This window comes from Bradyrhizobium sp. USDA 3315, from assembly GCF_054056795.1.
Genome location: NZ_JBSRYP010000001.1, coordinates 7,150,381 through 7,163,017, shown reverse-complemented (window position 1 = coordinate 7,163,017; position 12,637 = coordinate 7,150,381). Strand labels below are relative to the sequence as shown.

The 12,637-nt window shown below is 64.2% G+C and carries 12 protein-coding genes and 1 pseudogene; 11 read left to right on the top strand and 2 right to left on the bottom strand.

All coding sequences use genetic code 11. The features are described 5' to 3' along the window. Positions 1–22: 22 nt before the first annotated feature. A pseudogene (gene tyrS, locus ACVIYL_RS33650) lies at positions 23–1,277 on the bottom strand (tyrosine--tRNA ligase). Between the two features lie 152 nt (positions 1,278–1,429). On the opposite strand from tyrS, the gene ACVIYL_RS33645 reads away from it, so the two are divergent. From ACVIYL_RS33645 to ACVIYL_RS33635, 3 genes are all read left to right on the top strand, one after another. Further along, positions 1,430–2,533: an anhydro-N-acetylmuramic acid kinase gene (locus ACVIYL_RS33645; protein ID WP_253608777.1), complete on the top strand. Its 1,104-nt coding sequence runs from the start codon at positions 1,430–1,432 to the stop codon at positions 2,531–2,533. An 82-nt stretch (positions 2,534–2,615) separates the two neighbouring features. After that, the gene (locus ACVIYL_RS33640; protein WP_253608775.1) at positions 2,616–3,293 is read left to right on the top strand and encodes a glutathione S-transferase family protein; all 678 of its coding nucleotides are present in this window, start codon (positions 2,616–2,618) and stop codon (positions 3,291–3,293) included. Between the two features lie 3 nt (positions 3,294–3,296). Further along, on the top strand, positions 3,297–3,626 hold the full coding sequence (locus ACVIYL_RS33635) for a DMT family transporter (RefSeq protein ID WP_028332217.1): 330 nt from the start codon (positions 3,297–3,299) through the stop codon (positions 3,624–3,626). 193 nt (positions 3,627–3,819) lie between these two features. Here ACVIYL_RS33635 and ACVIYL_RS33630 read toward each other — a convergent pair whose 3' ends face one another. Then, positions 3,820–4,467: an alpha/beta hydrolase gene (locus tag ACVIYL_RS33630; protein WP_016843213.1), complete on the bottom strand. Its 648-nt coding sequence runs from the start codon at positions 4,465–4,467 to the stop codon at positions 3,820–3,822. Positions 4,468–4,926: 459 nt separating this feature from the next. On the opposite strand from ACVIYL_RS33630, the gene ACVIYL_RS33625 reads away from it, so the two are divergent. From ACVIYL_RS33625 to ACVIYL_RS33590, 8 genes are all read left to right on the top strand, one after another. Continuing rightward, positions 4,927–6,084 carry a cysteine desulfurase family protein gene (locus ACVIYL_RS33625; RefSeq protein WP_253610020.1) on the top strand — a complete coding sequence of 386 codons (1,158 nt, stop codon included), beginning with the start codon at positions 4,927–4,929 and terminating at the stop codon, positions 6,082–6,084. 94 nt (positions 6,085–6,178) lie between these two features. Beyond that, positions 6,179–7,675, top strand: coding sequence for a Fe-S cluster assembly protein SufB (sufB, locus tag ACVIYL_RS33620; protein ID WP_038380064.1), 1,497 nt, complete (start codon positions 6,179–6,181; stop codon positions 7,673–7,675). 57 nt (positions 7,676–7,732) lie between these two features. Further along, positions 7,733–8,485: a Fe-S cluster assembly ATPase SufC gene (gene sufC / locus ACVIYL_RS33615; RefSeq protein WP_028342146.1), complete on the top strand. Its 753-nt coding sequence runs from the start codon at positions 7,733–7,735 to the stop codon at positions 8,483–8,485. A 17-nt stretch (positions 8,486–8,502) separates the two neighbouring features. After that, entirely contained in the window at positions 8,503–9,825 is a 1,323-nt protein-coding gene (gene sufD, locus ACVIYL_RS33610) for a Fe-S cluster assembly protein SufD (protein ID WP_253608771.1), read from the top strand. After that, complete coding sequence (locus ACVIYL_RS33605; RefSeq protein WP_253608770.1) at positions 9,822–11,069, top strand: cysteine desulfurase; 1,248 nt, start codon at positions 9,822–9,824, stop codon at positions 11,067–11,069. Before sufD ends, ACVIYL_RS33605 begins: the two co-directional genes overlap by 4 nt. Then, positions 11,066–11,437: an SUF system Fe-S cluster assembly protein gene (locus ACVIYL_RS33600; RefSeq protein WP_016845787.1), complete on the top strand. Its 372-nt coding sequence runs from the start codon at positions 11,066–11,068 to the stop codon at positions 11,435–11,437. Before ACVIYL_RS33605 ends, ACVIYL_RS33600 begins: the two co-directional genes overlap by 4 nt. Positions 11,438–11,595: 158 nt before the next feature. After that, positions 11,596–11,985: a HesB/IscA family protein gene (locus tag ACVIYL_RS33595; RefSeq protein ID WP_146984699.1), complete on the top strand. Its 390-nt coding sequence runs from the start codon at positions 11,596–11,598 to the stop codon at positions 11,983–11,985. 176 nt (positions 11,986–12,161) lie between these two features. Next, on the top strand, positions 12,162–12,629 hold the full coding sequence (locus ACVIYL_RS33590) for a TfoX/Sxy family protein (protein ID WP_253608769.1): 468 nt from the start codon (positions 12,162–12,164) through the stop codon (positions 12,627–12,629). The last annotated feature ends 8 nt before the right edge of the window (positions 12,630–12,637 follow it).

Here is a 12,637-nt window from a genome sequence, read left to right as displayed (position 1 = left end):
CAACCGACAAATGCGAATGCGCCTATGCAGGCTTCAGCAGGACGTGGCGCTTCTTGCCGAGCGACAGTTTCACCACGCCTTCCGGCGTGAGATTGGCCGAAGTCAGCAGCATCTTCTCATCGGTCACGGCTGCATCGTTGACGCGCAGGCCGCCGCCCTTGATCTGCCGGCGCGCTTCGCCGTTGGAAGCGACGAGCTCGGCCTTGACGAAGGCGACCAGCACGCCGACGCCGGCTTCAAATTCGCCGCGCGGAATTTCCACCGTCGGCAAGGTTTCGGCCAGCGCACCTTCCTCGAAGGTGCGGCGCGCGGTCTCGGCGGCTTCGTTCGCTGCATCGCGGCCATGGAGCAGGGCGGTCGCCTCGGTCGCCAGCACCTTCTTGGCCTCGTTGATCTCGCCGCCGGCCAGCGCCGCAAGCTTGCTGATCTCGCTCATCGGCAGGATGGTGAACAGCTTGAGGAACTTGACGACGTCGGCGTCCTCGACATTGCGCCAGTACTGCCAGAAATCGTAGGGCGAGAACTGGTCGGCGTTGAGCCACACCGCGCCCTTGGCGGTCTTGCCCATCTTGTCGCCGGAGGCGGTGGTGAGCAGCGGCGTGGTCAGCGCGAACAGTTGCGGCGTGCCCATGCGGCGGCCGAGATCGACGCCGTTGACGATATTGCCCCACTGGTCGGAGCCGCCCATCTGCAGCCGGCAGCCGGCGCGGCGCGACAGCTCGACGAAGTCGTAGGCCTGGCAGACCATGTAGTTGAACTCGATGAAGCTCATCTCCTGCTCGCGCTCGAGCCGGAGCCGCACCGAGTCCATGGTCAGCATGCGGTTGACCGAGAAGTGCCGGCCGATGTCGCGCAGCATCTCGATCCAGTTCAATTTGGTCAGCCACTCGGCATTGTCGAGCATGATGGCGTCGGAAGGCCCGTTGCCATAGCGCAGCACCTTGGCGAACACGCCGCGGATCGAGGCCTTGTTGGCTTCGATCTCCGCAACCGTGCGCATTGCGCGCGTCTCGTCCTTGCCGGAGGGGTCGCCGACCATCGTGGTGCCCGCCGCCCATCAGCGTGATCGGCTTGTTGCCGCTCTGCTGCAGCCAGTACAGCATCATCATGGTGAGGAAGTTGCCGATGTGCAGCGACGGCGCGGTGCAGTCATAGCCGACATAGGCGGTCGCCTGGCCCTTCGCGGCAAGCGCGTCGAGGCCCTCGAAATCGGAGCACTGGTGGACGAAGCCGCGTTCCTGTAAAGTGTTCAGGAAATCCGATTTAAATGCAGTCATTTGTCGGCGAGCCAGATCATTCTTGTTTTACGGTTTTTGCATCTATTTGCGGAACCTTGATGCTTGAGGCTGCCGCAGGCGGACGCGCAGTGGCATTATAGGATGTACTTGTTTGAGACAAGCCGGGGGTTCCCGGCTGGGGCGCTTCCAGCATGATGTTAACGGCACTCGGTCTGATGAGCGGTACCTCGCTCGACGGGGTCGACGTGGCATTGATCGAGACCGACGGCCGCCAGATCAAGGCCTTCGGCCCCTCGGGCTATCGGCCTTATACCGAAGGCGAGCGCAGCCTGCTGCGCCAGGCGCTGACGGAGGCGGTCCATCTGTCGCGGCGCGACGCCCGGCCGGGGATTTTGCGGCAGGCCGAGCAGGCCGTCACCACGGCCCATGCCGAGGCGGTCGCCAGCTTCACGACACAGCACCGGATCTCGGCCCAGGACATCGACATCGTCGGGTTCCATGGCCAGACCGTGCTGCATCGCCCTGAGCGCAGGCTGACGGTGCAGATCGGCGATGCCCTGGCGCTCGCCAAGGTGATCCACATTCCGGTGATGCACGATTTCCGCGCCGCCGACGTCGAGGCCGGCGGGCAGGGCGCGCCGTTCGTGCCGGTCTACCACCGCGCGCTGGTGCAATCGCTGAACCGCGAGGGGCCGATCGTCGTGGTCAATATCGGCGGCGTCTCCAACATCACCTATATCGACGGCACGGACACGCTGATCGCCTGCGACACCGGGCCGGGCAATGCGCTGCTGGATGACTTCATGTTCCGTCAGATGCACCAGCCGTTCGACACCGCCGGCAAGTTCGCCGCGCTGGGCAGGCCCGACGAGGCCTGGATCGCACAGGCTCTGAAGCTGCCGTTCTTTGCGCTGCTGCCGCCGAAATCGCTCGACCGCAACGACTTCGCCAGCCTCAAGCTCGGCGCCGTGGCGCCGGCCGATGGCGCCGCGACGCTGACCGCCTTCACTGCCGCGGCCATCGCCCGCGTCGTGCCGCTGCTGCCGAAACGGCCGAAAAGCTGGATCATCTGCGGCGGCGGCGCCTCCAACCTCACGATGCTGCGGATGCTGCGCGAGCGCCTGGCGCCGGCGACCGTCGAGCCGGCCGAGGCGCTCGGCTGGGCGGCGGACGCGATCGAGGCGCAGGCGTTCGGCTTCCTTGCCGCGCGCGGCATGAAGGGCCTGCCGCTGAGCTACCCCGCCACCACGGGGGTGCCGATCCCGATGACCGGCGGCATTATCGCGCGACCGTGATTTAGATGCAAATGCATCTACCTTGACAGTTCCATGCTGTTGCATTTAATTCGATGCAGTTGCATTGAACCCGAGGTTCGTCATGGCCGCCCTGAAACTGATCAGCCACAAGCTCTGTCCCTATGTGCAACGCGCGGTGATCGCGCTGCGTGAGAAGGGCGTGCCGTTCGAGCGGATCGACATCGATCTCGCCAGCAAGCCGGACTGGTTTTTGAAGATCTCGCCGCTCGGCAAGGTGCCGGTGCTGGTGGTGACGCGCGACGACGGCAAGGAGGTCGCGCTGTTCGAGAGCAACGTGATCTGCGAGTACATCGAGGAGACGCAAGGCGGCGCGAAGCTGCATCCGCAAGATCCGCTCGCGCGTGCCGAGCATCGCGCCTGGATGGAGTTCGGCTCGGCCATTCTCGGCGATCTCTGGGGGCTCGAGACCGCAACCGATGCCGCTGCATTCGAGAGCAAGCGGCAGGCGGTCGCGGCGAAATTCGCGCGCGTCGAGGCTGCGCTCGGCGCCGGTCCGTTCTTCGCCGACCAGAATTTCAGTCTGGTGGATGCGGTGTTCGCGCCGATCTTCCGCTATTTCGATCTGTTCGACCAGCTGACCGATCTCGCTGTGTTCACGCACACGCCAAAACTTCGCGCCTGGCGCAGCGCGCTGGCACAGCGGCCGAGCGTACGCAGTGCGGTGTCGCCTGACTATCCGGCGCTGCTGCATGCGTTCCTGGTCGGCCACCGCGCGCATATGCTGAAGCTTGCCGCGTAAGCCATGTCTCATTCGGTTGCCTGGATCGCGCTCGTCGTCGCCGGCCTGCTGGACGTCGGCTGGGCGATTTCGATGAAATATGCCGAAGGCTATACGCGGCTCGGCTGGACGCTGGTCTCGCTGCTGCTGCTCGCCGCGTTCGTGTTCCTGCTCGGACGCGCGCTACAGGTGCTCGGCGTCGGCGTCGCCTACACGGTGTGGACCGGCATCGGCGCGGCCGGCACGCTGGCCATGGGCGTGCTGCTGTTCAACGAGGCCTTGAACCCGATGAAGGTCGCGGGGATTGCGCTGGTGCTGGTCGGGATTGCGGCGCTGAAGCTGGCGCCGGAATGAAAGTAGGGACCGTAGCCCGGATGAGCGCAGCGATATCCGGGTTCTTGTCGGCCGCGCCCCGCATGTCGCTTCGCTCATGCGGGCTACGTGGAATCCGTAGCCCGGATGGAGCGAAGCGCAATCCGGGGCAGGTCCAACCACGGAGTCCGTGATCCCGGATTTCGCTTCGCTCCATCCGGGCTACAAGATCGCGTCAGCGCACGTTGGCGAGACGCATGTCGAGATAGCCGGTCACCGTCTCCATCAGCGGCTCGAGCTTGCCGTCGAAGAAGTGGTTGGCGCCGGGGATGACCTGCTGGTCGATCACGATGCCCTTTTGCGTCTTCAGCTTCTCGACGAGCGTGTTGACGTCCTTGGGCGGCACCACGGCATCCTTGTCGCCGTGCACGATCAGGCCCGACGACGGGCAGGGCGCGAGGAACGAGAAGTCGTAGAGATTGGCGGGCGGCGCGATCGAGATGAATCCCTCGACCTCCGGCCGGCGCATCAGAAGCTGCATGCCGATCCAAGCGCCGAACGAGAAGCCCGCAACCCAGCAGGCGCGCGCCTCCGGATTGATCGCCTGCGCCCAGTCCAGCGCACTGGCGGCATCGGACAATTCGCCGGTGCCGTGATCGAACGAGCCCTGGCTGCGACCGACGCCACGGAAGTTGAAGCGCAGCACCGAGAAGCCGCGATGCGCGAACGCGTAGTAGCACTGATAGACGATCTGGTGGTTCATCGTGCCGTGGAACTGCGGATGCGGATGCAGGATCATCGCAATCGGCGCGTTCTTCTGCTTGGCCGGGTGGTAGCGGCCCTCGAGGCGGCCAGCAGGGCCGGTGAAAATGACTTCAGGCATTGTGTTCCCTTGATTGCCGCGTTCCCTTGATTGACGTCGATCAATCAACCGGTTGGAGCCATCTTCAGCGACGGTTCGCGAACAGAGCAGCTCGTGATGAAATCGGCGCAGGCACCGCCGCGCGGCACGCTGGAGGCCTTCTAGCATGACGCAAGGGGCAAAAATCAAGGAAATTGTGCCGCTTGGCGGTCGCGAATCCGCGTGCGAACGCGCGCGCAGCCAGTGCGTCGGCGGCGATCCGGATCGACACGCCGGATCGCCTCGAAGGCTACCTGAAGTTTCAGTCTGTCATAATGCTATCGCGCTCAGGGGATCGCGAACGCCGTGTCTCGCGGCAGCAAGGCTCCCGCCGCGCGTGAAAAATCTCCCGTGCCGGTGACATCTGATCTGGTCTCGGTCGTCAACTGTCGTTATCTCGCAGTGAAGGCCGCAACCACGGTGGTTGCCGCGGATAGCTCCATGGCCGATCGCGTCTATCTCGACTGGAATGCCACCACGCCGCTTCGCCAGGAGGCGAAGGCGGCGATGGCTGCGGCGTGGGAATTGATCGGCAACCCGTCCTCGGTGCACAGCGAGGGACGGCGGGCGCGACGGCTGCTTGAGGATGCCCGCAATGCCGTGGCGAAGGCGGTCGGCGGCCGGCCGCAGGACGTGGTGTTTCTCTCCGGCGGGACCGAAGCCAATGCGCTCGCACTGACGCCGGGATTGCGCCGCGCTGCGGGCGCGCCGGTGCAGCGGCTCCTGGTGTCGGCGATCGAGCACGCGTCCGTGCTCGCGGGCGGTCGGTTTGCGACGGAGGCGACCTCCGCAATCCATGTCACGCGGGCCGGTGTGATCGATCTCAACCATCTGCGCGCACTGCTGGCCGATGGTCCGCCGGCTCTGGTCTCGGTGATGCTGGCGAACAACGAGACCGGTGCCATTCAGCCGGTGGCTGACGTCGCCGAAATCGTCCATGCGGCCGGCGGGCTGCTGCATGTCGATGCGATCCAGGCGTTCGGCAAGATCCCGTTCGATCTGGCCTCGACGCAGGCCGACCTGGTGACGCTGTCGGCGCACAAGATCGGCGGACCGAAGGGCGCAGGCGCGCTGGTGCTCGCCGAGGGCGTCGAGGGCCTTGAGGCGTTTCTGCGCGGCGGCGGGCAGGAGCTCGGGCGGCGGGCAGGGACCGAGAATATCGCCGGCATCGCCGGGTTCGGTGCGGCCGCCAAGGCCGCGATGGCGGCGCTGAAGGCCGATGCAGCCCGCGTCAGGGGACTGCGCGACCGGCTCGAGCACGGGCTGCGGCAGACGCCGGACGTGCTGGTGTTCTCCGATGACGTCAAGCGGTTGCCGAATACCGTCTTGTTCACGGCACCCGGAATGAAGGCCGAGACGGCGGTCATCGGGTTCGACCTTGGGGAAATCGCGGTCTCGTCCGGTTCCGCCTGCTCCTCGGGCAAGGTCCAGCCGTCCCACGTGCTGGAGGCAATGGGGTACCGTTCGGAGGTGTCCCAAGGAGCGGTGCGACTTAGTCTTGGCTGGTCTACCACGGAGACAGACGTGGATTTGACCCTCAAGGCTTGGCGAAAGCTCGCCGATACCTTAGTTAAGGGGGGACGACGAAACACAGCTTGAACTGTTCTAAGCGGATTTCGTCATCAAAGCATCGTAAGAGATTTTCGGAACTTGAGATCCACCGCGGTCCTTGAAACCGCGAGCGGAGGATTGAATGCCTGCTGTACAAGAGACGGTCGAGCGCGTCCGGCGCATCGACGTCGACCAGTATCGATATGGGTTTGAGACGCTGATCGAGTCCGACAAGGCCCCGAAGGGGCTGTCGGAAGACACCGTCCGCTTCATCTCCGCAAAGAAGAACGAACCGGCCTGGATGCTGGAATGGCGCCTGGAGGCGTATCGCCGCTGGCTGACCATGACCGAGCCGACCTGGGCGCGCGTCGACTATCCGAAGATCGACTACCAGGACATCTACTACTACGCGGCGCCGAAGCCGAAGAAAACGCTGTCCTCGATCGACGAGATCGATCCGGAAATCCTCAAGACCTACGAGAAGCTCGGTATCCCCTTGCGCGAGGTCGCGATCCTCGAGGGCGTCGAGCCGCCGCCCGGTGGCGAGCAGACGCCGAACCGCAAGATCGCGGTCGACGCCGTGTTCGATTCGGTTTCTGTTGCGACCACCTTCCAGAAGGAGCTGAAGGCGGCCGGCGTGATCTTCATGCCGATCTCGGAGGCGATCCGCGAGCATCCCGAGCTGGTGCAGAAATATCTCGGCACCGTGGTGCCGACCTCGGACAACTACTTCGCGACATTGAATTCGGCTGTGTTCTCCGACGGCTCGTTCGTCTACGTGCCGCCGGGCGTGCGCTGCCCGATGGAGCTGTCGACCTATTTCCGCATCAACGAGCGCAACACCGGCCAGTTCGAGCGCACGCTGATCATCGCCGACAAGGGCTCCTACGTCTCCTATCTCGAGGGCTGCACCGCGCCGCAGCGCGACGAGAACCAGCTGCACGCCGCCGTGGTCGAGCTCGTCACGCTCGACGATGCCGAGATCAAGTATTCGACGGTGCAGAACTGGTATCCGGGCAATTCGGAAGGCAAGGGCGGCATCTACAATTTCGTCACCAAGCGTGGCGACTGCCGTGGTCGCAATTCGAAGATCTCCTGGACCCAGGTCGAGACCGGTTCGGCGATCACCTGGAAATATCCGAGCTGCATCCTGCGCGGCGACAATTCGAGCGGCGAGTTCTACTCGATCGCGATCTCGAACGGCTTCCAGCAGGTCGACAGCGGCACCAAGATGATCCATCTCGGCAAGAACACGTCGAGCCGGATCATCTCCAAGGGCATCGCCGCCGGCAAGTCGCAGAACACCTATCGCGGCCTGGTCAGCGCGCACCGCAAGGCCACCGGCGCGCGCAACTACACCGCCTGCGACTCGCTTCTGATCGGCGACAAATGCGGCGCGCACACCGTGCCCTATGTCGAGGCCAAGAATTCCTCGGCGACGTTCGAGCATGAAGCGACGACGTCGAAGATTTCCGAGGACGTGCTGTTCTACTGCATCCAGCGCGGGCTCTCGCAGGAAGAAGCCGTCGGCCTCGTCGTCAACGGCTTCGTGAAGGACGTGCTGCAGCAACTGCCGATGGAGTTCGCGGTGGAAGCGCAGAAGCTGATCTCGATCAGCCTTGAAGGTTCGGTTGGCTAATCCATCCCGCCAACGGCGCGGCCGACGCGCCTCGGGGTGACGCTCAGGAAAAATCATATGTCTCTGCTTGAAGTGAAAGATCTGCAGGTTCGTGTCGAGGAGCGTGAAATCCTCCACGGGCTATCGCTCACGGTGAACCCGGGCGAGGTGCACGCGATCATGGGGCCGAACGGCTCCGGCAAGTCGACGCTCTCCCACGTCATCGCCGGCAAGCCGGGCTATGAAGTCACCGGCGGGCAGATCCTGTTCAGGGGCGAGGACCTCCTGGAGATGGAGCCGAACGAGCGCGCCGCCAAGGGTGTGTTCCTGGCGTTCCAGTATCCGGTCGAGATTCCCGGCGTCACCACCTGGAATTTCCTGCACGCGGCGCTCAACGCCCAGCGCAAGGCGCGCGGCGAGGACGAGATCTCGTCGCCGGCCTTCCTCAAGAAGGTCCGCGAGGTCGCCAAGTCGCTGAACATTCCGCAGGACATGCTGAAGCGCGGCGTCAATGTCGGCTTCTCCGGCGGCGAAAAGAAACGCAACGAGATCCTGCAGATGGCGCTGTTCGAGCCGGCCGTCTGCATCCTCGACGAAATGGATTCCGGCCTCGACATCGACGCGCTGCGGATCGCGGCCGACGGCGTCAACGCGCTGCGCTCGCCGGAGCGCGCGATGGTCGTGATCACCCACTATCAGCGGCTGCTCAACTACATCGTGCCCGACTTCGTGCACGTGATGTCGAAGGGCCGGGTGGTGAAGAGCGGCGGCAAGGAGCTGGCGCTGGAGCTGGAAGAGTCCGGTTACACGCAGTTCGAAGACGCTGCCTGACAAACGCGGGTTTTGTGATGAACGTTGTTGCAAAGACCGAGACCGGGCGCGCGCTGGGCGACGCATTCGCCGTGGTGCGCGACCGTCTGCCGGGCGAGGGCAAGATCGCCGATCAGCGGCGCCAGGCGTTCGAGGCTTATGAACGATCAGGCCTGCCGCATCGCCGGATCGAGGACTGGAAATACACCGACCTGCGCGCGCTGATGCGCGAGGTGCTGCCGCTCGCGGCGGCCCCGGATGATGCCGCGCTGAGCCGCGCCAGGGCCGTCGTACAGGCCCGCGCGATCGAAGGCGTCCGGCGTCTGGTGCTGGTCGACGGCGCGTTCGCGCCTGATCTCTCCGATTGGCGAGATCTGGAGAAAGGGCTCTCGATCAATCCGCTGCGCCTCGCGCTGGAAGCCGGCGACGAGATCGTCGCGACACAGGCTCTCGCGTCCGATGTCGCCAACCCCATGATCGCGCTGAATGGCGCGATGGCGACCGACGGGGTCGTCATCGACGTCGCCAACGGCACGGTGCTGACCCAGCCGCTGCACATCGTGCATGTCGCATCCGGCACTGTGCCGGCCTCGACGTTCACGCGGTCGCTGCTCCGGCTCGGCCGCGATGCCGGCGTGACGCTGGTGGAGAGCTGTCTCGCCGCCGACGGCGCCAAGGCCTACCAGACCCATGACGGACTGGTTGTTGCGATCGGTGACAATTCACGGCTCGATCACGTGCGCCTGGTCGAAGACAGCGTCGATGCCTTCAATATTTCCTCGGCGACGGTGTCGCTCGGCGCGCATGCCCATTTCAATACCTTCGGCCTGACCTCGGGCGGTCATGTCAGCCGCTATCAGCTGACGGTGACCTGCGCCGGCGAGGGCTCGACGGTCGAGACCAACGGCGTCAATCTGATCAACGGCAAGCAGCACGCCGACACCACGCTGTTCGTGGATCACGCGGTGCCGCACTGCGCGAGCCGCGAGATCTTCCGCGCCGTTGTCGACGACCGCGCCCATTCGGTGTTCCAGGGCCGCATCATCGTCCGCCCCGACGCGCAGAAGACCGACGCCAAGATGATGACCCGTGCGCTGCTGCTGTCCGACGACGCGGAGGCTGACAACAAGCCCGAGCTCGAGATCTTCGCCGACGACGTCACCTGCGGTCACGGTGCGACCACCGGCGCGCTCGACGAGAGCCTGCTGTTCTACATGCGCGCCCGCGGACTGCCCGAGAAGGAAGCGCAGGCGCTCCTGATCCAGGCCTTCGTCGGCGAGGCGATCGAGACCATCGCCAGCGACGCATTGCGCGAGGTCGCAATTGCCACCGCGCAGCGCTGGCTTCAGGCGAGGGCGTGAGCATGCACAAGGCGGTCGCCAACGGCAGTTACGACGTCGCACTGGTGCGGCAGGATTTCCCGGCGCTCGCCATGCAGATCTACGGCAAGCCGCTGGTCTATCTCGACAACGCGGCCTCGGCGCAGAAGCCGAATGCGGTGCTCGACCGCATGACCGAGGCCTACAAGAGCGAATACGCCAACGTGCATCGCGGCCTGCATTACCTCGCCAATGCCGCGACGGAGGCCTATGAGGGCGCCCGCGGCAAGGTCGCGCAGTTCATCAACGCCCGCCGCAATGAAGAGATCGTCTTCACCCGCAACGTCACCGAGGCGATCAACCTGGTGGCGTCGTCCTGGGGCGGGGTGAACATCAAGGAGGGCGACGAGATCGTCCTCTCGATCATGGAGCACCACTCCAACATCGTGCCCTGGCATTTCCTCCGGGAGCGCCATGGTGCCGTGATCAAGTGGGCACCGGTCGACGACGAGGGCAACTTCCTGATCGAGGAGTTCGAGAAGCTCCTGACCCCGCGCACCAAGATCGTCGCGATCACCCAGATGTCGAACGCGCTCGGCACGCTGGTTCCGGTCAAGGACGTGATCCGGCTGGCGCACGACCGCGGCATCCCGGTGCTGGTCGACGGCGCACAAGGTGCGGTGCACCTGCCGATCGACGTCCAGGACCTCGATTGCGATTTCTACGCCTTCACCGGCCACAAGGTGTACGGACCGACCGGCATCGGCGCGCTCTATGCGAAGCACGAGCATCTGGTGGCGATGCGGCCGTTCAACGGCGGCGGCGAGATGATCCGTGAGGTGGCCAAGGACTGGGTCACCTATGGCGATCCGCCGCACAAGTTCGAGGCCGGGACGCCGCCGATCGTCGAGGCCATCGGGCTGGGGGCTGCGATCGACTACGTCAATTCGATCGGCAAGGAGCGCATCGCCGCGCATGAGCATGAACTGCTCACCTATGCGCAGGAGCGCCTGCGCGAGATCAACTCGCTGCGGGTGATCGGAACCGCCCGCAACAAGGGACCGGTGATCTCGTTCGAAATGAAGGGCGCGCATCCCCACGATGTCGCGACCGTGATCGATCGTCAGGGCATTGCGGTGCGCGCCGGCACGCATTGCGTGATGCCGCTTTTAGAGCGGTTCAACGTCACGGCCACCTGCCGTGCATCCTTCGGGATGTATAATACCAGGGAAGAAGTCGACCATCTGGCGCAGGCGCTGATCAAGACGCGGGAATTGTTCGCATGACCGATACAGCCGAAGTCAAGACGGCCACCATGGAAACCACCTCGGCACTGCCGGCGGAAGAGACCGAGCGCATGAGCGGCGAGATCGTCGCGGCGCTGAAGACGGTGTTCGACCCGGAAATCCCGGCCGACATCTACGAACTCGGCCTGATCTACAAGGTCGATCTCAAGGATGATCGCTCGGTCGACATCATGATGACGCTGACCACGCCGAACTGCCCGGCCGCCGGCGAGCTGCCGCAGATGGTGGAGAACGCGGTCGCCAGCGTTCCCGGCGTCGGCGTCGTCAACGTCAATCTGGTGTGGGATCCGGCCTGGACGCCGGACCGGATGTCGGACGAGGCGCGCCTCGTCCTCAATATGTGGTGATGCGTCGCAGCGTTTTCGAGCGAAGTGGATGCCGGTTCGCGTGAAGAAAACGCGTCAGAACAAGAGGTCAAGGTTCTGATCAAGAACCTTTACGGATTGGACTTAGGCTCAAGAAGATCGGCAATTGATTTGCCGCTGGGACTGACCACATGAGTGACATGACGCAAGTTTCACCGACCCCAGCCAAACCGAAGCGGCCGCGCCCGCAGGTCATGAAACTGACCGATGCCGCCGCGGAACGGATCACTGAGCTGACGAAACGCGCCGACTCGGAGATCGTCGGGCTGCGTGTCGGCATCAAGAACGGCGGCTGCGCCGGACAGTCCTATACCGTCGAATACGCTCACGAGATCCGTCCGACCGATGAAGTGGTCGAGGACAAGGGCGTGAAGATCCTGGTCGATCCGAAGGCCGTGCTGTTCCTGCTTGGAACCGAGATGGACTATGTGGCCGACAAGATGCAGGCCCAGTTCGTGTTCAATAACCCGAACCAGGTCTCCGCTTGCGGTTGCGGCGAATCGGTGCAGCTCAAGCCGGCCACGGTCTAGAGACGTCCGCATATCGATTGTTGTGTGATCGGCACCTGTGTTGCCCGTCATTGCGAGCGTAGCGAAGCAATCCATGTTTCCGCTTGTTGCGCGATGGATTGCTTCGCTACGCTCGCAATGACATGGATGGAGACGTGCTCCTTACCATGAGGCGACAGAACGGGGGCGATTGGCACATGGACCGCGAATTCCTCACCGACCTGTTCGCCGATTTCGGCCCGGTCACGCTGCGCCGGATGTTCTCCGGCTATGGTATCTCGGCTGACGGCACCAATTTCGCGCTGGCCCTGCGGGCCGGGCTTTATTTCCGCGCCGACGAGCAGACCATCCCGCAATTTGAGGCGGAGGGCTGCGGGCCATTCCAATATCAGACACGGTCGAAGACCGTCACGGTGAACTCCTACTGGCAGCTGCCGGCACGGCTGTTCGATGATTCGGAAGAACTCGCGGTCTGGGCACGGTCGGCACTCGGCGCCGCCCAGCGCGCCGCGCTGCGCAAGCGGCCAAGGAAACGAGCGGTTGCGCGAAAGTCGAAGGCGCCTGCGAAGAAGACTGCAGGCAAGAAAGCTACGGCAGAAAAGGCGGTTGCGAAGAGGCCATCGGCCAAGAAGAAGCGATCGGCAAAGAAGCGATCCGCATCCTGAGGCAGCCA